Annotated in this window: 19 protein-coding genes and 2 pseudogenes; 9 read left to right on the forward strand and 12 right to left on the reverse strand. The window is 68.7% G+C overall.

Annotated elements, in window-relative coordinates; translation table 11 throughout:
- On the reverse strand, positions 1-333 hold the full coding sequence (locus tag FHU34_RS08645; protein WP_145779483.1) for a peptidase inhibitor family I36 protein: 333 nt from the start codon (positions 331-333) through the stop codon (positions 1-3).
- A 69-nt stretch (positions 334-402) separates the two neighbouring features.
- Here FHU34_RS08645 and FHU34_RS08650 point away from each other — a divergent pair, with 69 nt between their 5' ends.
- A complete protein-coding gene (locus FHU34_RS08650; protein ID WP_341874427.1) occupies positions 403-1,536 on the forward strand; it encodes an IS630 family transposase in 1,134 nt (377 codons plus the stop codon).
- Position 1,537: 1 nt separating this feature from the next.
- Here the strand turns inward: FHU34_RS08650 and FHU34_RS08655 are convergent, their stop codons facing one another.
- Both FHU34_RS08655 and FHU34_RS08660 read right to left on the reverse strand, forming a co-directional pair.
- The gene (locus FHU34_RS08655) at positions 1,538-2,002 is read right to left on the reverse strand and encodes a GNAT family N-acetyltransferase (RefSeq protein WP_167524772.1); all 465 of its coding nucleotides are present in this window, start codon (positions 2,000-2,002) and stop codon (positions 1,538-1,540) included.
- A 170-nt stretch (positions 2,003-2,172) separates the two neighbouring features.
- Positions 2,173-2,547 carry a peptidase inhibitor family I36 protein gene (locus FHU34_RS08660; protein ID WP_145779484.1) on the reverse strand — a complete coding sequence of 125 codons (375 nt, stop codon included), beginning with the start codon at positions 2,545-2,547 and terminating at the stop codon, positions 2,173-2,175.
- A gap of 224 nt (positions 2,548-2,771) precedes the next feature.
- Between FHU34_RS08660 and FHU34_RS08665 the strand changes: the two genes are divergently transcribed.
- A complete protein-coding gene (locus FHU34_RS08665; RefSeq protein WP_145779485.1) occupies positions 2,772-3,143 on the forward strand; it encodes a peptidase inhibitor family I36 protein in 372 nt (123 codons plus the stop codon).
- 258 nt (positions 3,144-3,401) lie between these two features.
- Here FHU34_RS08665 and FHU34_RS33575 read toward each other — a convergent pair.
- Together FHU34_RS33575 and FHU34_RS08675 are read right to left on the reverse strand one after the other, a co-directional pair.
- Positions 3,402-3,621 (reverse strand): annotated as a pseudogene (locus tag FHU34_RS33575) (IS630 family transposase); the annotation flags it as partial.
- Positions 3,622-4,067: 446 nt separating this feature from the next.
- Positions 4,068-4,379 carry a hypothetical protein gene (locus FHU34_RS08675; RefSeq protein WP_167524775.1) on the reverse strand — a complete coding sequence of 104 codons (312 nt, stop codon included), beginning with the start codon at positions 4,377-4,379 and terminating at the stop codon, positions 4,068-4,070.
- On the opposite strand from FHU34_RS08675, the gene FHU34_RS08680 reads away from it, so the two are divergent.
- A complete protein-coding gene (locus FHU34_RS08680) occupies positions 4,373-5,062 on the forward strand; it encodes an epoxide hydrolase family protein (protein ID WP_208744946.1) in 690 nt (229 codons plus the stop codon). The genes FHU34_RS08675 and FHU34_RS08680 overlap by 7 nt on opposite strands.
- Before the next feature lie 508 nt (positions 5,063-5,570).
- Positions 5,571-5,935 (forward strand): annotated as a pseudogene (locus FHU34_RS33580) (type II toxin-antitoxin system VapC family toxin); the annotation flags it as partial.
- Here the strand turns inward: FHU34_RS33580 and FHU34_RS08690 are convergent.
- Both FHU34_RS08690 and FHU34_RS32885 read right to left on the reverse strand, forming a co-directional pair.
- Positions 5,859-7,094 (reverse strand): helix-turn-helix domain-containing protein, encoded by a 1,236-nt coding sequence (locus FHU34_RS08690; protein WP_167524776.1) that lies wholly within the window; start codon positions 7,092-7,094, stop codon positions 5,859-5,861. The pseudogene FHU34_RS33580 and the gene FHU34_RS08690 sit on opposite strands and share 77 nt — an antisense overlap.
- On the reverse strand, positions 7,094-7,240 hold the full coding sequence (locus FHU34_RS32885; RefSeq protein ID WP_167524777.1) for a hypothetical protein: 147 nt from the start codon (positions 7,238-7,240) through the stop codon (positions 7,094-7,096). The genes FHU34_RS08690 and FHU34_RS32885 overlap by 1 nt, the downstream gene beginning before the upstream one ends.
- A gap of 207 nt (positions 7,241-7,447) precedes the next feature.
- On the opposite strand from FHU34_RS32885, the gene FHU34_RS08695 reads away from it, so the two are divergent.
- Both FHU34_RS08695 and FHU34_RS08700 read left to right on the forward strand, forming a co-directional pair.
- Positions 7,448-8,296 carry a helix-turn-helix domain-containing protein gene (locus FHU34_RS08695; RefSeq protein ID WP_167524778.1) on the forward strand — a complete coding sequence of 283 codons (849 nt, stop codon included), beginning with the start codon at positions 7,448-7,450 and terminating at the stop codon, positions 8,294-8,296.
- Positions 8,286-8,474, forward strand: a complete 189-nt coding sequence (locus FHU34_RS08700) for a DUF397 domain-containing protein (protein WP_145779489.1) — start codon at positions 8,286-8,288, stop codon at positions 8,472-8,474. The genes FHU34_RS08695 and FHU34_RS08700 overlap by 11 nt, the downstream gene beginning before the upstream one ends.
- Positions 8,475-8,536: 62 nt before the next feature.
- Here the strand turns inward: FHU34_RS08700 and FHU34_RS08705 are convergent, their stop codons facing one another.
- The 5 genes from FHU34_RS08705 to FHU34_RS08725 form a co-directional block, all read right to left on the reverse strand.
- The gene (locus FHU34_RS08705; RefSeq protein WP_145779490.1) at positions 8,537-10,435 is read right to left on the reverse strand and encodes an EAL domain-containing protein; all 1,899 of its coding nucleotides are present in this window, start codon (positions 10,433-10,435) and stop codon (positions 8,537-8,539) included.
- Entirely contained in the window at positions 10,422-11,045 is a 624-nt protein-coding gene (locus FHU34_RS08710) for an RNA polymerase sigma factor (RefSeq protein ID WP_145779491.1), read from the reverse strand. The genes FHU34_RS08705 and FHU34_RS08710 overlap by 14 nt, the downstream gene beginning before the upstream one ends.
- Complete coding sequence (locus FHU34_RS08715; RefSeq protein WP_145779492.1) at positions 11,042-11,335, reverse strand: hypothetical protein; 294 nt, start codon at positions 11,333-11,335, stop codon at positions 11,042-11,044. Before FHU34_RS08715 ends, FHU34_RS08710 begins: the two co-directional genes overlap by 4 nt.
- A 299-nt stretch (positions 11,336-11,634) precedes the next feature.
- Entirely contained in the window at positions 11,635-12,306 is a 672-nt protein-coding gene (locus FHU34_RS08720; protein ID WP_208744947.1) for an SMI1/KNR4 family protein, read from the reverse strand.
- A 48-nt stretch (positions 12,307-12,354) separates the two neighbouring features.
- Positions 12,355-15,408 (reverse strand): AfsR/SARP family transcriptional regulator, encoded by a 3,054-nt coding sequence (locus tag FHU34_RS08725; protein ID WP_145779493.1) that lies wholly within the window; start codon positions 15,406-15,408, stop codon positions 12,355-12,357.
- Between the two features lie 184 nt (positions 15,409-15,592).
- Here FHU34_RS08725 and FHU34_RS08730 point away from each other — a divergent pair, with 184 nt between their 5' ends.
- From FHU34_RS08730 to FHU34_RS08740, 3 genes are all read left to right on the forward strand, one after another.
- The gene (locus FHU34_RS08730; RefSeq protein WP_145779494.1) at positions 15,593-16,387 is read left to right on the forward strand and encodes a hypothetical protein; all 795 of its coding nucleotides are present in this window, start codon (positions 15,593-15,595) and stop codon (positions 16,385-16,387) included.
- Between the two features lie 89 nt (positions 16,388-16,476).
- On the forward strand, positions 16,477-19,278 hold the full coding sequence (locus FHU34_RS08735; RefSeq protein ID WP_145785495.1) for an AfsR/SARP family transcriptional regulator: 2,802 nt from the start codon (positions 16,477-16,479) through the stop codon (positions 19,276-19,278).
- A 91-nt stretch (positions 19,279-19,369) separates the two neighbouring features.
- Positions 19,370-20,089, forward strand: a complete 720-nt coding sequence (locus tag FHU34_RS08740) for a hypothetical protein (protein ID WP_145779495.1) — start codon at positions 19,370-19,372, stop codon at positions 20,087-20,089.
- Positions 20,090-20,101 lie beyond the last annotated feature (12 nt).

A 20,101-nucleotide genomic window follows, 5' to 3' on the forward strand; every position in this document is an offset into this window, starting at 1 on the left:
CTAGCACCCTCGGTCGGTTCTCCAAGACGTCAGTTCGTCGCTGTCGAAGACGTTGATGTCGTCATCTTCGTAGCGATAGTGCATTAGAACACAATCACCACCGCCATTGGCGTCATGATACCATGCGGCATGGTTGACGGTCCTGTTTTCCCAGGAGTCCATCTTGTCGTTGTCGGCGCTCTTGACATTCCTCAAGCCCCCGCCCTTCGCCCGAGGAATGTCGATCAGTCCGATGAAGTTGTCGCTGGCGTAGATGCACGCGTTGTAGTCGGCGCAGAGGTTCGGATTACCTGCGACAGCAGCGCCAGACGTCCCTAGTGCCGCATCAGGCAACGTTCACCCTGTCGGAGACGCGCCGCTCGGGTCCTGTCCTGGGCGACGGGTGGCCGTCAGGCTATGCGGGTGGCCGAACGAGTACGCGTCCGAGAGATCGACGATGACGAGGGAAGACGCCTGCTGCGGATCGTTCGCCGCGGTACGGGGTCGGTGGTGACCTGGCGGCGGGCCCAGATGGTGCTGCTGTCCGCGCAGGGCATGCCGGTGGCCAAGGTCGCCGAGGTCACGTTCACCAGCGCGGACCGGGTCCGAGACGTGATCCACAACTTCAACACCGACGGCTTCGAGTCCCTCTACCCGAAGTACAGGGGTGGACGGCCGAAGACGTTCACCCTGCCCGAACGGCGTGAGATCAAGAAGATTGCCAAGTCCAGGCCGGTCGAGCACGGCCTGCCGTTTTCGACCTGGAGCCTTACCAAACTGGCGGACTTCCTGGTAGCCGAGGGGGTGGTCGACGACATCAGCCACGAGGGCCTGCGCATCCTGCTCCGCGAGGAAGGCGTCTCCTTTCAACGCATGAAGACCTGGAAGACCTCCCGCGATCCGGATTACGCGGCCAAGAAGGCGCGGGTGGAGCACCTATACGCGATCGCCGACGGCGAGGTCATACCCGAGGACGGCGAGCCGGAGGCGGTGTTCTGCCTGGACGAGTTCGGGCCGCTGAATCTCCAGCCGCACCCCGGCCGGCAGTGGGCCGAACGCGGCGGCAAGGACAAGGACCCCGACCGGGAGCCACGGCCTCGACGGCGGGCGACCTACACCCGCCCGCACGGGGTCCGTCACCTGTTCGCCGCCTACGACCTGGGCAAAGACAAGCTCTACGGCCACATCAAAGAGACCAAGAACCGGTCGAAGTTCCTGGAGTTCTGCCGCTACCTGCGCACCCTCTACCCGGCCACGGTCCGCATCGCCATTGTGTGCGACAACTACTCCCCGCACCTGACCACAAAGCGATGCCGCCGGGTGGCGGACTGGGCCGAAGCCAACAACGTCGAGATCGCCTACACCCCGACCAACTCCTCGTGGCTGAACCGCATCGAGGCCCAGTTCACCGCCCTGCGCTACTTCACCCTCGACGGCACCGACCACCCCAGCCACAAGGCCCAGGGCAGCATGATCCGCCGTTACATCATCTGGCGGAACAAGCACACCGCCGACGAGCGCCTGCACAACGTCGTCGCCCGGGCCAACGTCGCCTGAATCAGGTGACGGCCAGGCGAAAGACCTGCCGGGAACCGCCTTCCGGACCCGGATCGACAGCCTCGGCGGGTGCGAAACCAAGGCGCTCGTAAAAGACACGTGCACCGCTGACGGAGGCACCCGGGTGATCGGCTCCAAAGGTGACCACCTCAACGGCGCCTGGGCCACGCACATACCTGCGCATCGCCTCCGCCATCAGCGCACGACCGACGCCTTTCCCCCGTGACTGCGCAGATACGACAAGCCAGTGGACGTGGTAGGTCGGGGCCTTCGCCGCGAACAACAGCCCACCCAGGAGATCCGGCCCCGAGGAAACAGCGACGATCGCCGTGGACCGACGAACGTGCTTGCGCACAGCGTCATGGAAGCCAAGGTCCTCGACCATCGGGCCGAACCAGCACTCCACCTGGGCCGCCAGGCCAAGGAAGCCATGGAAGTCTTGCTCTCCCGCAAGTCTGACGATCACCCCAGCAGTCTGACAGGAACGAGGCAAACCTTGCCTGATGCGGCACTAGTACGGCGGCGCCAATGAGGGTCAGCGCGGCGATTGTGAGTGCTGCGGGCTTCTTCATGAAGTCTCCCATTCAATCAGGTTGGCCACTTCGCGGCGGTAGTGGCGTCGTAGCGAGAACTGGCCTAGCTGCAGCCGCGGTCAGTGCGCCACGAGGTCAGCTCGTCGCTGTCGAAGACATTGATGTTGTTGTCCTCGCTGTTCTCGGTCATGCGGACGCAGTCGCCGCCGCCGTTCGCGTCGTAGTACCACGACCCGCGCGAGCTGGTTCGGTTCTCCCAAGAGTCCATCTTGTCGTTGTCCTTCGAGGACACCGTGCGAATGCCCCCTCCCGGGTCCCGGGGGATGTCGATGAGCCCAGAGAAGTCGTTGTCGTTGTAGATGCACATCTTGTTGGACTTGCATACACCGGGGTTCCCGGCCGCCGCAACTCCAGGAACCACGAATAGTGCAACTATTCCCAGGGTTGCCGCAGCCGCAAGCGCATTGCCTTTGCCCATGTTCACTCCTCGTTTGGGAACTAGGTGAAGGGAGCGTAGCCACACTGTGCCGTCGTCCGCAAGGTAGAAGATTTACTGATCGGGTGTCCCTTACCATATCCGTCGCGACAATGTTGTCCGTCAATGAAAATCGCCCGCTCGTGGCGCTCAGATAGAGGCTTGCCCTCATTATCTTTTCTTGATACGGTCCGACGGTCCGTTCAATGATCATGGGGAGTAGACGTATGCGGTTGAAGCAAGCATCAGCGCTCGCGGCACTGACGGTGGCTGCAGTAATCAGTGTGACACCCAGCTTGGCTACTGCGGGCAACCCGGACCTGTGTGCCTCGAACAAGGTCTGCATCTACGACGACAACGGCTACTCGGCACTGCTTGACGTCGCTCGGGATCCTGGGCAGGGAATCCGAAACGTCAACGCGGGCGACAACGACAGAATGGACTCCTGGGAGAACAGGACCAGCACTAAGAGTGCGTGGTACTACAATGCCGACGGGAAGGGGTCCTGCGTCAATATGAACGCACGCTCCGAGGATGACAACATCAATGTTTTCGACAGCGACGAACTCACCTCGTGGCGTACGAACCGAGGCTGTTGATCCTACGGGATCGCCAGCAGTCCAGGGGTCCCGCTGACGGTCTTATGAACTTAGCGTGATCGGTCGGCGTCGCCGGGTTCATCAATGTCGACTCTGTCTGGCTCCTGCTGGTGCTTGACGTGGACTAGATGTCGCTTGTCGATTGCGAAACCCCCGGTAGGCGTCCCGGGTTGATCGGACAGGGGGCCACGACGAGCCCGGCGTCGACCGGCTGTTGGTGCGTCTGGTGCAGAAACGTAGGCGGGTGTTGGTCAGGCCGCTGCCCTTGCGGGCGGTCTGACCCCACCCGTGCTGGCGTTCGGAGCGGATCCGGGCGCGTTCGCGGCGTTGCGCGGTCAGGACGTCGGGGTGGCTGAAGCGGTTGAACCCGGCGTTGACGAACGTGCACAGCGGTCTGAATGGGCCTCGATCGGGTTGGTCCAGGAGACGTAGGTTGGGGTGGAGACAGTTCGACCCGCGCTCGGGCCGCCCAGGCGCGGCGATGTCGTTGCTCCTCGTGACCGACCCCGGCATCAGGTTTCCGCTCGACGACTACTCACACCGGCCCGCGCCGGGATGGAACCACCCAGACCTGACGCAGCGCCGATCGCCCAACTCGGCCATCTACCTGCGGACTACCGCCGCCCGGTCAACCGGGCGGCGGGCCCGCTCCCGCAACTGAAAAACGGATCACCGGGGCGCACGGCTCACCAGGCGACGCCCGAGCGTCCGCCGGATCGCCTTCAGGTTGGCGCCCTCGGTCACGGTCAGACTGGCCGCCGCGTGGGAGATGGAAGCGGGTACGACAGACCTGTTCCGAATCAAGCCGACAGACTTGGTGCTCGGGCGGCCCCGCGACTTGATCAACAGGCCGACCGGACTCGAACCCCGCGATCCGCGCGGTACGAGAGGCACCAGCAGCTCTGCGGAACGCGACGCAGGTTTTCAGATGTACCGGATGGACCAGTCGAACATCCGCACCGGCAGGAGTATCAGAACGACGGTCGCGGCGACGGCGAGCAGAACGCGTACGGTGCGAAGACCTCGCCACCCCGGGATGATCCAGAGCAGCAACCACATGGCGCCCGAGATCGCCCCATGCGTGCCGATCACCCCGAGGCTGGTCTCCTCGCACATGTTGTCAGCCACGGCCTTCTCGCACAGCGCCGGCGTGCCGTTGTGGTCCCCAAGGTTTCCCAGAAGTGCGACGATGCAGGCCAACACTGGTGCTGCCACGAGGGTGAACAGCGGTGTCACTGAAGGATCTGGCCGAGTACTGGCGCACCGGGTACGACTGGCGGGTGCACGAGGCGGCGCTCAACGCGCACCCGCAGTACCTCGCCACGATCGACGGGCAGAACATCCACTACCTGCATGTGCCCTCTCCCGAGCCGGACGCGATGCCGTTGCTGTTGCTGCATGGCTGGCCGGGCGGCATCGTCGACTTCCTCGACGTCATCGGGCCGCTGTCCGACCCGCACGGGCACGGTGGCGACCCGGCTGACGCGTTCCACCTCGTCGTACCGTCGTTGCCGGGTTTCGGTTTCTCCATGCCCCTGGCCGGGCCGGGCATGGATCCCGCCAGGATGGCTGGGCTGCTCGTACAGCTGATGTCCCGACTCGGGTACGACCGGTACGGCGTCCAGGGCTATGACACGGGCTCATGGGTGGCCCCCGAGTTGGGCAAGCAAGATCCGGTCGGTGTGGTCGGCGTCCATGTCAACGCCATGGTCACCTGCCCGATCGGCGCGGATGGGGAGATGGATGGCCTCAGCGACATCGAGCAGCGGCGCTGGCAGGCGATGCAGAATTTCAACGACGGCTACCTGCAGTGCAACTCCAAGCGGCCACAGCGTAGGTCTACTACGAGGCGATCTCCGCGAACGACTGAAGCGCGGCCGGCGGCGAATGGGACGACAGCACTGCGGAAGCCTCGGTGACATGAAATCGGCCCGCTCGGCCGTCTTGCCGTTCCTCAGCCACGCCGCCGGCCTGCCCTCACCAGGTCGCGTCGCGCCCGCCGGACGCGTCGGTCGTCCCACCACAGGGCGATCGGTTGCCGGCAGCGGTACACCACCACCCCGCCGAGGGCCACCACGATCAAAACGGTCCAGGCCCAGAATCGGCCTCCCACCCCGCGCGGTGGATCCGCCTCGTGCGTTCGGCCGGCCCGGATCACATCGTCGGCGACGTCGATGGAGACAACCTGGCGCGGCGCGGTGAGCAGGGTGGTCGGTGCGTCGGTGCGTCGGTGCGTCGGTGTTCGGCACCAGGGACAGCACTCGGATCGAGCGGATGTATCCGTACTCTGGGCGGCCGTCATTGGGGAAGGGCCGGGTGAAGGCCGGGGACGGTCCTTGATCGCTTCGCCGGCCGATCGGACGGTGCTCGCTCCCTGCCGGGGGAGAGCGCCGCCGAGCTGAATGACCAGCGGGAGCAGCGCGGACCGTGGGGAAGCGCTGCGTGATCGTCGTGGACGCGGCGGTTCTGGCCGATGCCATGGTTGACGACGGGCCGGTTGGCGACGCGGCGCGGGCGGAACTGACCGGAGATCCGCACTGGGCCGCGCCGAGCCGTCTTCTGGTCGAGGTGATGTCCGTGATCAGAGGCAAGGTCCTCGGGGGAAGCTCGGCCTCCCTCGGGCTCAGGAGGCGATCGACACCCTTCCTTCGTTGGTCATCGATGAGGTTGGCGTTGCCATGCTGCTTGACCGGATGTGGCAGTTGCGGAGCAATGTCACGGCATACGACGCGGCCTACGTCGCGGCGGCGGAGTTGATGGCCTGCCCATTCGTGACGGGTGATGGCCAGGTCCGGCACGGAGCACGGAGATCAGCGCTTCCCGGGCGGCGGGGCGGACCCGTGTCTCCGCAGGTGCGATGCGATCGGCGGTGACCAGGGCACGGCCGGCAGCGCCTGCATCTCCAAGGTCGAGGTGAGCGTGGGCGATGTCGATCAGGTGGGCTGCCCGATGTTCGGCGGGGAGCAGGTGCCAGGCGTTACCGCTGGTGGCGTTTCGGTGCCTGGTGACGGCCAGTTGGTGGTCGCCGGACCACATCGCGATAAGGGCACGGGCGAGGTCGACCGGGATGGGTCCGAACGCGATGCCGTCAGCGTCGTAGCAGTTGGTGTCGTCGGCGAGGCGAGCCGCGCGCTCGATGAGTTCGCCTGCGGCGGTGGCGTCTCCGCTGACGGCGGCGGCTAGCGCCGCTTCGATCAACAGGGTCCCCGTCACGCCCGATCCGCCCGGTCGACTGAGGTGGGACGGGGTCAGGTCCAACTGGTGTACGGCGTCAACGGCGGCGGTCGTCGCCAACGGGCCTCGCCGCAGGGTCCGCAGTGCCTGCGCGAGAGAGACCGCCGCCAGGGCGCCACGCCAGGGGTCGCTGCGGGCGGCCCCCATCGCCCGATCGGCGGCCAGCCAGGCAAGGTCAGCCTCGCCGAGCTTGACCAACACCTGAGCGGCGAGCCGGTACACCCGTACCAACAGGTCCGCCGCCTCCTGCGGCTGCGGGTGACAGACCCGGCGGCTGTCGACGAGCAGATCTGGCAGCAGCCGTAGCAACTGCGGATGATGACCGTGGCGGTACGCCGTCCACGCGTACTCCACCTGGTTGTCGAGCTTGGCCAACGACGGCGTCGGTCGGTCGTCGTTGCCGGAGCCGGGCATGTCGTAGCGAGCGAGGGCCGCACGGACCCGATCCACGTCGCCGCCGGTGTCGGGGGCCGGCTCGCGCGGCGCAGTGCCGGCAAGCAGGACGTCGGGGCTGACACCGAGAGCCCCGGCGACCGTCTCGATCACCGAGAGCCGATCGAGGGTACGGACGCCACGCTCGACCTTGTCCACCCAACTCTTCGACTTGCGGATCCGGTCGGCGAAGACCTGCTGGCTCATGCCGCGGCGTGCCCGCAGCTCGGCCATCCGTCGCCCGATGGGCGGCTCGTTGCCGTGGCGTCGGCCGGGCCCGGTCATCATTCGCGCTCCGCCGATGGCTGCATAGCGTCGGTGGACTCGCCGCAGCGGGGGCACCAGCGGGACTTGACCCGGAAGGCGAGGAGCCCGGCCAGGAAGCCCGGCACCAGGCCGCCGAACACGATCGACAGGGCTTCGGAAGCCATGTGCACGCTCGCTTTCTGGCCAGGTCGGGCCGAGAGGTGTCGCGCCTGCGGCGGTTCGCCGGCTGCTCGCGCTGTGGTGACGCTTCGTAGTCGACACGTGTCAGATTCGCGCATCATGTGATGCAAGGCAAGAAGGTGCGCATGATCGACACGCCGAGCATGTGCTTCACGGCAAAGCGAAAGCGAGCTGGAGTGCAGAATCACGACATGCCTCGATTTACGCCAGCGACACCGCGCTCCCGCAGACTCGGTCGAGAGCTACGCAAGCTGCGCGAGGCAAAGGGACTGACCGGTGAGGCGACGGCAGAGATCGTCGACTGCTCGCCGTCGCGGATCAGCCGGATCGAGTCGGGTGAGATCAGACCGCGTGCCGGCGACGTGATGGAGTTGCTGGTGGCGTACGGCGTCAGGATCGACGAGGAACCGGGCACCTCGCTGCTCGATCAGGCGCGGGCGCTGCGCGAGGACGGCTGGTGGCAGCGCCTCGGCGGTAAGTACGCCACCTATATCGCGTACGAGATCGAGGCGGTGGAACTCAAGAACTTCGAGCCGATGCTCGTGCCCGGTCTGTTGCAGACCGAGAGCTACGCCCGCGAGGTCAACGTGATCGGGCGCGAGACCGACCCGGACACCATCGACCAGCGAGTCGCCGCCCGGATGACCCGGCAGGAGGTGTTGCGCCGGCAGCCCAACCCGCTGCGGATGCACGCCATCCTCTCCGAGGCGTCGCTGCGCACCGAGGTCGGCGGCGCGGACGTTCTGCGTCAGCAGCTCGACCACCTGGTCGCGCAGAGTCGGCTGCCGAACGTGACGATCCAGGTGCTGCGCTTCGAAGCCGGTGCTCACCTCGCCATTAGCAGCGGTTTCGCCCTGCTCAGCTTCGAGCAGGACGAGCCGCCACTGGGCTACATCGAAACCCTGGCTGGCGAGCTGTTCCTGGAGTCGAGTCGTGACCTGGCGCGGCTGTCGGCGGCGTACGACAATCTGAAGACGTTGGCGCGGTCGCCCGCCGAGTCGGTCACGTTCATCAGGGAGCTGATCAAGCATGCAACGTAACGCCTGGCGCACGTCGAGCCGTTCTGGCAACAATGGCCAGTGCGTGGAGGTGCGTGATCGAGGCGCTGGAGTCGACGTCCGCGACTCCAAGGCTCCCGAAGCTGGGCTGTTGAGCTTCACGCCGGCCGCCTGGGACGCGTTCGTCCACACGATCAAGACGAACGCATGCCGCCCCTGAGCCGAGACGACGTAGCGAGGAAGCGTCATCCGATCCGCCAGGGGGCGTAGGCGGTCCGTTGGTCAGCCCATGGCGCTGTGCTGCGGCGGGAGCCGCAGTTCGAATTCGATCGTCCGCACCGCCTTCTCGGGGCTTATGTCGAGCGGTTCGGGTCGTCCGGTCTTGTAGCCCTGGGCGAAGTCGACCCCACAGCTCTTCAGAAAGTCCAGCGTCTCCTCGTCCTGGACGTATTCGGCAGCAACGCGGATGCCGAGCGTCTGGCACAGTTTCACCAGCATCGAGACGACGGCCTGGTCGGCCGGCGACCGGCAAAGATCGACGATGAACACCCCGTCGATCTTCACCAGGTCCACCGGGAGGTACTTCAGGTCAGCGAGCGCGTTGTAGCCCGTACCGAAGTCGTCAAGGGCGAGGTGGCAGCCGATCTCTCTGATCCCCGTTGCGAAGGCGAGGGCTTCGTTCCGGTTCTCGATGAGGGCGGTTTCGGTGATCTCGAAGGTCAGGCATTCCGGCTTCACCCCGTGTCGGCGGATCGCCTCGGTCACGTAGGTGAGCAGGCCCGGGTCGGCGAGGGACTTGCCGGAGATGTTGACCTGATAGTGGGAGGTCTGCGCCCCTCGGCCGATCAGTTCGAGGGCATGGTCGATGACCCACTTGTCCACGGTGAGGATCTCGCCGACGCGCTCGGCCATGTCGAGGAAGGCCCACGGTGCCACGGACTCGCCCGTGTCGCTGCGGACTCGCAGCAGGATCTCGTGGCGGGTGACCTCGTTGAGTCGCAGGTCGACGATGGGCTGGGCATAGAGGGCGAACCTGTTGGTGGACACTGCCTGCCGTACCTGCGAACGGCACTTGTCTGTCCGGTCGTCGGTCGCCGCGGGTTCGGTCAGGACGCGGGTCGGGAAGCCGTTGCGGCGTGCGTCGCGCGCCGCGTGTTCGCCGTCGATGAGCAGGTCGAACCCGGTCGCCGCGATGTCGCTTCCGAAGAGCACGAGGCCCGCCCACGTGTTCAGCCGCACTGTCCTGTGCTGAACGCTGAACAGGTGGCGTCGGAAGGTGTCGACGAGCCGGGCCGCCAGGGTCTCGGGAGGCTCGGCGTGCTCTGCGGTCGGAGGGAGGAGTACGCCCCAGAGGCCGGAGCCGACCAGGCCACAGGTCGCCTCGTCGCCCACGATGGTTCGCAGGAGCCGTGCGACATCTGCCGTCAGTTGGTCGTAGTTCTCGTCGGTGAGCGCGTCGGGTAGCCGGGTGGCGGGTTCGGTTGCCACGACGATGAGTGCCCCGCCAGTGGTGCGGCGGGCGCGGTCGACCTCGTCGGTCAGGTAGCTGCGGGTCGGCAGTCCGCTGACGATGTCCAGCGCGCCCAGGTCGGCACACAGCATGTCGGTACGGGTGGCGAGCCGGCGACGTTCCTGCCGGGCGAGTTCGAGCGCTGTGGCGTCCGCGCCGGTAGCGATGATGCCCGACGGTGCGCCGTCGGTGGTGAGGATTTCGATGTGGCAGTGCACGTGCCGCACGGCGCCGCTCGGCTGGATCACCCTGAAGGTGACCTCGTCGGGGTGGCGGCGTTGCCATGCCGTTCGCACGACCTCGCGAACTCGGTCCACGTCCGCGGTATGAACGAGGCGGGCAAGTGTTCCAGGGGTGAGGCGCAGGGTCCCCGGCGCGTGCCCGAATATCATCGCCATCTCGTCCGACCAGGAGAGACGCCCGGAATCGCCGATCGTCCAGGTGATCGTGCCGAGCTGTGCGAGCTGCGCGGCACGAGCGACTCTGGTCGCCTCGTCGACAGCCGAGGTCAGCGGATCGACAAGGTCGGAATCGACGATGATGTCGTATCCGTCGGCGACGGCCAGGTCGTACTGGCCCTGCGCGGCCCGCGCCACGCGGCGGGCACGGGCGAGTTCCAGCGGACTGGGTTGGCTGGTCTCGGCCAACGCCAGAATGTCATCGAGGTCCACGGCTGCCTCCCTGGCGCCGTCGGCCTTCCGAGGCCGTGTAGCCGGCCTCCTCGGCCAGTTCCTGCAGGCGTTTCCGGGCAGCGAGCTTGTAGGAGCGGACGCTGTTCTCGGCCAGTCCGAGGATGCGTGCGATGTCCTGGTTGGAGAACCCCTTGCGAGACATCTGGAACACCTCGGCCTGCCGCGACGGCAGGCGGTGCAGCCAGCTTCGCAGCATCTCCTGCGCTTCCCACACGTCGGCGATATCCGTGTGGGGTGCCGGCGGCAGGTCCTCCGGCGCCACGGCAGCTTCGCGCTGGCGTCGTTGCAGCTCCTTGCGGATCTTGTTGCGGGCCGTGATGATCACCCAGCCGATCGGCTCGGCGTAGGCGCGGATCTTGGGCCACTGGACGCGCCCGTGCAGGTACGCCTCGTTGAGCGCGTCCTGAACCACCTCGCGGTTCCAGCACGCCGCGCGGAGAATCCCCTCCACAGTGTGGTAGCTGCCCTCGGCGAAAGTGGCGAACTCCCTGTCGTGCTCGGCCTTGAGGCGCGCGGCCTCCGCCCTGCGCGCCGCCTGACCGTCGACCGGCTCCGGCGTCAGGGCCGCGGTGCCCTCCACCCCGGTCACGCGGCCTCCCTGGTCGCGTCGCGTCGCGCCGAGTCGAGGCTGCCCAGCTCCACCTCGCGATGCCCGTCCCGGTCGCGCTCCACGATCCGCACGACGTCGTGGTCGGCCTCCGCCAGCCTGGTCAGCCAGGCGGCCCGGGCGGCGGTTCGTGTCGACGCCTCACGCTCCTCGTGCAGGCGTGTTCGGTGCGAGACGTATGCGCGTACCAACCCTGCCGTCGTCCCGGCGATGGCCAGCACCAAGGCCAACGCTCCGTGATCGGAGATGGCCGTCGCCAACGTTTCGTTCATCGTTTCCCCTCGTCGTCCCCGGCTAGCTAATTACTATCCGTGGCGAGGGGCGAATGTAGATGTCTGACCGTCCACATTATTGTGTCTTGATCAGCGATCAAGGGGATTACCTGGTAATACTCCTCAAAGTCATGCTACCGGCACGTCCAGCGAGGAGTGGGCGCTCCGGGTGTCAGGTTCCATGACGCGTCCGCCCAGCTACTCTCGGTGAATATCTGACCACGTGTGGCGGCTGGGATCCATTCAACCGGATCCGCGACTGAGAGCTACCAGCGGGGGTTCCGCTGCCGGAGCTGACATCAAGGGTGGACCTTGGTTTCCGACTCGCTCAGCCAGCGCCTATACCACCGGGTGAAGTCGAGCGGCGTCCCGTCGTCATCGCGGAGCGGCGAGAAGCCGCCATCGTCGGCGGTGTCGTCAGCCCACATCTGCCCCCGCGCCGGGCCGCTGACGACGAGAGCCTCCCGCAGCGCGCAACCGAGGTGGCACAGGTACAACAACCCGATCGAGTGCTCGGGCTTGAAGACGATGGCGTCGTGCTGTTCCGTGTACTCGTCCTCAGCCGCGTCGAACTCGTCCACCGAGTCGTAGTCCGCCTCGTCCGGTGGCTCGGGTAGATCATCGGCAGGGTTGAACGCCTCGACGTGGGGGAAGGGCTGCCCGAGGGCGTCCAGGTCGGTGAGGGTGGCGCCGTCGCCCTCCCACTGCCACCGTCCGTTCGTGCGGCGCATGGGGAACAGCCCGTAGGCCGGCCCCGCGCCTCCCCTCCCCGCCTCCAACAGGAAGGACCGGTAGTCGCCGGGTAGCTCCACCTGGAGTTGCGTCTCGGCCTCGGCCAGTTCCTCGGCCAGCAGTGGCGGCTCAAGCTGCCAACCGTGACTGGAGGAGCCGAAGACATCATCGGCACTGGGAGCGGCGGCCAGCCGCGCGAGCCGTTCGCGGACGTCTGACCAGTCGTAGCGGCGTGTCACGGACGGCACGATACAAGCTGAGGTGTCTCTTGAGGTGCCTCACCTACCTCATGCGACACTGCCGCCCGGCGTGAAGAGGTCGCCGCGCGCCTGAGCCGGTATGCCGATCGCGGACATCGCCTCCACGTAGCGTCGGTACGCCTGGGCGGCCTCGCCGTGCCGGCCCGCAGCCGTCAACGTCCGGACGAACTCGCCGTGCACACCCTCGTCGTAGGGCTCCAGTTCGAGAGCACGGCCGAGGTGGCGGACGGTCTCGTCGACGCCGTGGGCCAGCGAGGCCAGCTTGCGTACGACGCGCAGGTAGACCCGACGTGCCTCCTCGCGGGTCGGACGGGACCAGTCGTCGTACGGCTCGTCCTCCAGGAAGTCGCCCCGGTAGCGCTGCTCGGCGAGGAGAAGCGTGGCGCGCGCGTCATCGGTCTCACCGTGCTCGGCCAGCCGGAAGCCGTGTGCGGCTTCGGTGAGGAACTCCTCGACATCCAGCTCGACGTGATCGACGTCGAGCGCGAGGCTGGGGTGCGCGGCGATGATGAAGTGGTCGGTCGACGTACGGCGCTCTGGGTCGAGGACGCCGCGGAGGGTGGACAGGGCCACGGACAGCCGGTGACTGACCCGCTCCGGGTCCTGGGCGGGCCAGAGTATTTCGCCGAGCTGCTCCCGGGGCACCGCGCGACCCCGCCGGGAGGCGAGGATCCGCAGCAGGTCCCGTGCCTTGCGTGACTGCCATGCGGTGGCCAGCACCTGCGAGCCGTCCACGTACACCTCGAAGCGTCCGAGGGTGCGGACGGTGACCTGTGCGACGCGGCACGGGCCATGCCGGCTGAGAGTCGGAGGCGGTACGCCGGCAGCGGTCAGCCGCTCGGCGGCGCGTAGGGCGTCGACGCGTTCCTGGGGGTCGGCGCCGGGCAGCCGGCTGAGCAGCACCGCGAGTCGGTCCGCGGCCACGGCGGACCTGATGTCGCGTAGGGTCGCCGCCGCCTCCCGCCAGGCCTGGCGGGTGTCGTCGGCGTCGACGGCGGCGGCCCCGCGAAGCTCCAACGCCTCGGCGAGTGCCGCGCGGTCCCGGTGCAGCCGGGCGGCGGTGGACGCCATCAGCGCCACCGTGGCGGCCCGCTCGTGGTCGCCGATCTCCAGCGCCACCCAGCCGAGCGCGAGTCGGGCGGTCGCCGAGTCGGGGCCGCGTTCCAGTTCGACGGCGCGTTGGGCCAGGGCGAACGCCGTGGCGCCGTCCTCGGCGGCCAACACCCGGGCCAGTCCGGCGAGCGCCGGAACCTGGATCTGGTGGTCGTCGACGGGCTCGCTGGCGCGCAGCGCCTCCTCGTACGCCGCGCGCGCCAGGTTGGTCCGGCCCCGCAGCGCGTGCACGTCGCCGATCCCCACCAGGGGGTACGCCACCTTGCGGGAGCCCATGCGCTGGAGCAGCGGCACGGCGCGTTCGTAGCACTCGTTGGCCTCGGCGAGCTGACCGAGGCGGAAGTAGGCCGAGCCCTCGTTGCAGAGCGCCAACGCGAGCATCGCGGCGTGCCCGTTGCTGTGGGCCAACTCCACAGCGGGCCGTACCTCGGCCAGCGCTTCGAGGTATCGGCCCTCGCCGACCAGGGCGGACGCGCGGTTGGCGCGGATGCGGGTCACCTGGATGGTGTCCCGCGCCGCCTCGGCGGCCCGCAGCGCCCTCTCGTGATGCTCGTCGGCGGCCGGCCGATCACCACGCAGTTTGGCGTCGAGGGCGAGGGCGGTGTGCGCGGCGGCGAATGCGGCGTCGCCGCCGACGGCTGTCGCTGCCGCGAGGGCGCGTTCGGCGTTGCGCCGGCACGCCTCGGCGTTCCCGGTCGTCCACTGCGCCGAGGCGGTCCAGGCGAGCAGCCGCACGTTGTCGGTGGACGGCTGGGGGTCGAGCTGACCGCGCTGGAAGAACTCGAGCGCGGTCTGCGGTTCGCCGCGCAGGTAGTGCACGAGGCCGTACTGCCAGGCGAGCCCGGCCGGGAGGGCCTTCCGCCGATCGTCCAACGCGGCGTACACGGCGAGTGCGGCGTCGAAGTCGCCACGCATCTGAAGCGCCTCCCCGTAGAGCAGCCGCAGCCCGTCGGACCGGGCGTGCTCGGGTAGGGCCTGGTAGGCGTCGACGACGGCCTCGGCGCCGCCCGAGGCGATCAGCTCCGCGCCGTGGCCGTCGAGGACCAGCGCCGCCGCCTCGGCAACGCCAGATCTGCCGTACGACCGGAGGGCCGGGACGAGGTGCCCGTGCTCGGCGTACCACGCTGCGGCTTTCGCGTGCAGGTGTTGCGTCGCTGCCGGGCTCAAGGGCAGATGGTGGCGGGCGACGCTGGCGACGACCGGCACCATCCGGTACGTGTGCCCGCCCGCGGTCACCGGGACGAGAATGCCGGTGCGGGCCAGGTGGTCGAGTCGATGAACACCGTGCCGGTGCCCGAGGACGCCGGCCAGGTCGGGGTGGATCGGGTCGAGGTGCGCCGCGTCCCGCAGCAGTCGGTGGACTTCGGGCGGCAGCTCCGCGAACACCTCCCGCACCAGGTAGGACTCCAGGGGCGTTCCCGGGCCGTCCACGTTCCCGCTGGTGGCGGCCGTCCCCGCAGCCAGGGTGACCAGCGCCGGCCAGCCACCGGTCGCGGCGTGGATCCGGGTCGCGAGCGCCGGGTCGGTGAGGCCGTGGTCGGCGGCGAGTACGGCCACCACCTGGTCGGGCGTGAGCCGGAGATCCGTCGGACCGTGCTCGGCGAGCAGCCCCGACTGCCGCTGGGGCAGTGTCGGCGGGTGGCGGGTCACCAGGACGACCCTGAGTTGCGGGGGAAGCTGTTCGAGGGTGTCCAGCAGGGTCTGTAGCCGTCGGCGGGAGAGTCGCGGAACGTCGTCGAGGATGAGCCAGCTCGGTTCGTCGGCGGGCAGGTCGATCGCGGATCGGTCGCCGATGGAGGTGAGCCACTCCGGTCCCGCCGTCGCCAGGGCGGCCACATCCGGGCCGTCGCACCACCGCACCGAGCGGTCGCCCAGCCAGCCTCGCACGGCGAAGGTCTTGCCGTAGCCGGCTGCGGCGACCACGACGGTGCACCGCCGGCTCCATTCGCGATCCGTCGGGGCGTTCATCGTTTCATTGGGCGCTGTTCCGGCGGCCACGCATACGGGAGCGTCGCCGTTACGACACCGAAACCCAGCGCTTTTGACGCCACCTTGACGACGCTCTGAACCTCGCCTCGAAGGATGTCCCGGACACGTCGAGGCGCGCACCGTCCGGGTCCGCGTCTCGCAATAGATCGGGTGAGGAGTTGTGATGGCAAGAGTGCTGTCGGGACGCGCACTGCTCGCGGTGCTGGTCGTCCTGCCGACGCTGGCCGCGTGGAACGCCACGCCGGCCAGCGCCGCCAGCGGTGCGGCCCCAGGGGTGTACGACGAGGAGCCCGTGGACCGCGACGTCGAGCTGGCGCGGCTGGGCTACCGCAACGGTGTGCGGGTGGTGTTCTCCCGCGACGAACTGTCCGGCGACTGGGGCCTTCGTCAGGACGGTGAGATGGGCCGCAACGCGCCCCTGGCGTACGACGACAAGCAGAGCATGTTGCAGACGTACCTGACCATCACGCCCAGGTCAGTGCCGGTGCCCCGGGTGCTGCTGTCGGAACCGCCGGCCGGCACGCCGACCCCACCGGAGCTGGCCTACCGGACCATCGTGGCGTCCCCGGTCGTCGCCGACGACCTCGTGGCGCCTACGTCGAGCGGAATGTCCACAGCGGCGACGATGACCTGCTGGGACCTGTACTGGAACTCGTACAACTGGGCCGAGTTGCCCGGGTACCCGAATCCGTCGTCGGTGTGGCACCCGGCCAGGACGTACTACGCGTCCGACTTCGGCGGGATGAAGATGTACTCCTACAGCTACCTCGCCAACTGCGGCGGGTACGCCCGACACCGGATCTACTACAAGTCGTTCGGCGAGTACTACAAGCACCACGACTACGAGGTGGCGTACGCCCACTGGCAGGCGGTCAAGAAGGGTTCGGTGCACCGTTACCGCAAGGTGCACTACGACGGGACGTGGGGGGACACCCGCAACGGCAAGTACACCGGCTGATGAACCAGGTCAGCCGTTGATCGTGTCCATTGCGCGACGAACAGATCGAGCGGGCCGGGCTCCGGAACTAGCCTGATTCGGTGACCTCGATGGCTTGCACGGGCGTACGGGTCCGGCTGCTCGGGCCGGTGGAGGTGGTCGTCGCCGACGGGCCGCAGGCGGTCAACGGCCTGCGCCGCAGGGCGGTGCTGGCGACGTTGGCGCTGCACGTGGGCCGGGTGGTGAGCGTGGACCGGCTGACCGACGTGGTCTGGGGCGACGACCTGCCGGCCACCGCGTCGAACACGTTGCAACGCCACGTCTCCTACCTACGCGGAGTGCTCGGCGAGCCTGGATCGATCGTGGCGCGCCAGCCCGGTTACGTGCTCGACACCGGGCCGGAGTCCACTGATGTGCAGGCCGCCGAGCGTCTCCTCGACCTGGCCCGGCGGACGACGGACCGCAACGTGCGGGTGGAGTACCTGACCGCAGCGGTGGCGCTGTGGCGTGGACCGCCGCTGGCCGACGTGGCCGGGTCACCCTGGCTCGAGGAGCAGGCGGAGCACCTGGCCCGCCTGCGGTTGGAGGCCGAGCGGGCGCTCGCCGAGGCCCGGCTGTCCGTCGGCGAGCACGCTCGACTCGTCCCCGGGTTGGAACGGCTCGTCCGGGAGCACCCGTTCGACGAGCACCTGCACGCGCAGTTGATGCTCGCCCTGTACCGCGACGGCCGTCAGGGGGAAGCGGTCGCCACGTACCGGCGGCTGCGCGACACGCTCCGGGAGAACCTCGGCATCGACCCGAGCCTGCGGCTGCGCGATCTGGAGTGCGCCATCCTGCGCCAGGACACCGCGATCGCCGCGCCCGCCCCGTCCGCGTCGGCCCAGGTGCCGGTGGCGGCGCAGCTGCCTCCTCCCGTGCCGACGTTCACCGGACGCGACGCGGAACTGGCCGCCCTCGACGCGCTCGTCGACAGGGGTGGCGCCGTCGTGATCTCCGGTACCGCGGGGGTGGGCAAGACCGCCCTCGCCGTGCACTGGGCGCACCGTGCGGCCGAGCGTTTCCCGGACGGTCAGCTCTACGTGAACCTGCGCGGCTTCGACCCGGGGGCCGCGCCGACCGAGCCGGCGCGGGCGCTGCACGGGTTCCTGGAGGCGCTCGGCGTGGCGGCGGCCCGGATGCCGAGCGACCCGGACGCGATGGTGAGCCTGTACCGCACGACAGTCGCGGGGCGACGTCTGCTCGTCGTGCTCGACAACGCGCGCGACGCGGAACAGGTCCGGCCGCTGCTGCCCGGCTCACCGGACTGCCTGGCGATCGTCACCAGCCGCGACCAGCTCGTCCCGCTGGTCGTCACCGAGAGCGCCCAACCGGTGCCCCTCGACCTGTTGAGCCCCGACGAAGCCCGCGACCTGCTGGTCCGTCGCCTCGGGGAGCGCCAGGTCGCCGCCGAACCCGCCGCAGCGGACGACATCGCCGACCGGTGCGCACGGCTGCCCATCGCCCTGGCCATCGTCGCGGCCAGAGCCGCCACCAACCGGCACTTCTCGTTGGCCGCTGTCGCCGGCGAGCTGAGCAACCTGGACGCCGTCGCCGGCGAGCTGGGCAACCTGGACGCCTTCGACGGGGGAGACGAGGCCACCGACGTCCGGGCCGTGTTCTCCTGGTCGTGTAGGACGCTCAGCCCACCAGCGGCCCGGCTGTTCCGGCTGCTGAGCCTGCACCCCGGCCCGGACGTCTCCGCCCCGGCGGTGGCCAGCCTGGCCGGCGTCGCCCCGCAGGCGAGCGGTCCGGTGCTCACCGAACTGACCCGGGCGAACCTCTTCACCGAGCACACCTACGGGCGTTACGCGTTCCACGACCTGCTGCGCGCGTACGCCGCCGGCCTCGCCGACGAGGCCGAACCACCGGCCGAACGTGCTGCCGCCGTCCACCGGCTGCTCGACCACTGCCTGCACACCGCCCACGCCGCCGACCTCGTGCTGCACCCGCACTTCAGCGAGATCAGCCTCGCGTCGCCGAGGGCGGGCGTGACGCCGGAACGGCCCCGGAGCAAGGCGGCCGCCACGGCGTGGTTCACCGCCGAACTTCCCGTCCTGCTCGCCGCTGTACCGCTCGCGGCGCGATCCGGCTTCGAGGGTCACGCCTGGCGGCTCGCGTGGACCATGGCCGGCTTCCTGCACCGGCAGGGGCACTGGCAGGACTGGCTCGGCACGCAGCGGATCGCTCTCGCCGCGGCGTCCCGCATCGGGGACCAGGCCGGGCAGGGCCACGCGCACCGCAGTCTCGGGCTCGCCTGTTCCCGACTCCGCCGGTACGACGAGGCCGACGACCATCTGCGGCGGGCGTTCGACCTGTTCACCGTCGTCGGCGACGACGCCGGGCGGGCACACACATGTTTGAACCTCGGTCAGCTCGCGGAGCGCCAGGGGCGGTACCAGCAGGCGCTCACCCATTCCCGGCGGGCGCTGACCCTGTTCCGGGGGATCGACAATCGGGCCGGGCAGGGGTACACCCTCAACGCGGTCGGTTGGCAGGAGGCGTTGCTCGGCAACTACCACCGCGCCCTGGAGTCGTGCGGTGCGGCGCTGGGGATGTTGCGGGAGGTGGACGACGTCCAGGGGCAGGCCGACACCTGGGACAGCCTCGGCCACGCCCATCACCAGCTCGGGGACGACCGGCGGGCGGTCGCCTGCTACGAGCAGGCCCTCGAACTCTTCACGCAGGTTCAGGACCGCTACGCCGAAGCCAGCACGTACGCCAATCTCGGTCGCAGCCACCGGGCCCTCGCCGACTTCGGCGCCGCCCGTGCCGCGTGGCGTCGGGCCCTGACCATCCTCGACGACCTCGGCGACGCCGACGCCGAGGCGATCCGCGTCGACCTCGAACAGCTCGACGCCGCCCAGCTCCACTGACGCACCCGCTTTCAGCGGGCTTTCCGGGCCGTTTCAGCGTGGGCCGGCACCCTTCGAGCACCAGTTTCCCTCGCCAGGAATGGAGTGTTCGATGAGTCGCTTGGCACGCTGCCTCGCGGTGGTCGGGGTGGTCAGCGCGATGGTGCTGACCGTGTCCTCCGCTGCCGTGGCCCAGACCGACAAGCCGCCGCGCAAGGGCACCGACTGTGTGGTCCAGTACGTCGACGAACGCGGTGGAATCGACCGCACCGAGACCGAGCCCGAGGGTCGGGTGCACGGTGTGTTCCGCTGCCTCGGCGGGCAGTGGACGTTCGCCTGGGACCCGTTCGGGCCGGACGACCTGATCACGGCCGCCGAGATCCAGATCGACCCGTCCGGTGCCGTCTCGGTCCGGCGGTTCACCGGTCCCGCGCTCGGAAACGACCTCACGCTGGGCGAGATGGCCGCCATCGCCCAAGCCGTCAGCGGCAGCCGGGAGGTGCTGATCGACCGCGCGATCGTGGCGGTCGACGACGGCAAGGAGCGGACCCCGGAGCAGGTCGAGGCGTTGCTCGCCGGCAAGGACGACACCGGTGTACGGGTGCTGGGCACCCTCGACAAGCCGGATCCCGCCATGTCGACGAAGGACGTCGTCGACGAGGTCGGCGGCACACCGGAGACGACAGTCGTCTACTTCAGCCTCTGGGGCGCGATCAAGTCGGTGTTCGCCTGGATCGTCGACACGATCAGCGATGTCGGTGAGTGGATCGACGACCACTGCGAGTGGGGTTCCCCGAACACAGTGGGCGACCTCGTCACGTGTCGCTGGTAGCCCGGCCGACAG

The organism is Micromonospora taraxaci, from assembly GCF_007830095.1.
GTDB classification, from domain to species: Bacteria; Actinomycetota; Actinomycetes; order Mycobacteriales; family Micromonosporaceae; genus Micromonospora; species Micromonospora taraxaci.

Excerpts from the sequence above, each read along its gene's own strand:
- FHU34_RS08735 (WP_145785495.1), top strand. The coding sequence starts at position 16,477 with ATGGCTTGCACGGGCGTACGGGTCCGGCTGCTCGGGCCGGTGGAGGTG.
- FHU34_RS08715 (WP_145779492.1), bottom strand. The coding sequence starts at position 11,335 with ATGAACGAAACGTTGGCGACGGCCATCTCCGATCACGGAGCGTTGGCC.
- FHU34_RS08690 (WP_167524776.1), bottom strand. The coding sequence starts at position 7,094 with ATGACCGGGCCCGGCCGACGCCACGGCAACGAGCCGCCCATCGGGCGA.
- FHU34_RS08665 (WP_145779485.1), top strand. The coding sequence starts at position 2,772 with ATGCGGTTGAAGCAAGCATCAGCGCTCGCGGCACTGACGGTGGCTGCA.
- FHU34_RS08730 (WP_145779494.1), top strand. The coding sequence starts at position 15,593 with ATGGCAAGAGTGCTGTCGGGACGCGCACTGCTCGCGGTGCTGGTCGTC.
- FHU34_RS08700 (WP_145779489.1), top strand. The coding sequence starts at position 8,286 with ATGCAACGTAACGCCTGGCGCACGTCGAGCCGTTCTGGCAACAATGGC.
- FHU34_RS08725 (WP_145779493.1), bottom strand. The coding sequence starts at position 15,408 with ATGAACGCCCCGACGGATCGCGAATGGAGCCGGCGGTGCACCGTCGTG.
- FHU34_RS08695 (WP_167524778.1), top strand. The coding sequence starts at position 7,448 with ATGCCTCGATTTACGCCAGCGACACCGCGCTCCCGCAGACTCGGTCGA.
- FHU34_RS08740 (WP_145779495.1), top strand. The coding sequence starts at position 19,370 with ATGAGTCGCTTGGCACGCTGCCTCGCGGTGGTCGGGGTGGTCAGCGCG.
- FHU34_RS08660 (WP_145779484.1), bottom strand. The coding sequence starts at position 2,547 with ATGGGCAAAGGCAATGCGCTTGCGGCTGCGGCAACCCTGGGAATAGTT.
- FHU34_RS32885 (WP_167524777.1), bottom strand. The coding sequence starts at position 7,240 with ATGGCTTCCGAAGCCCTGTCGATCGTGTTCGGCGGCCTGGTGCCGGGC.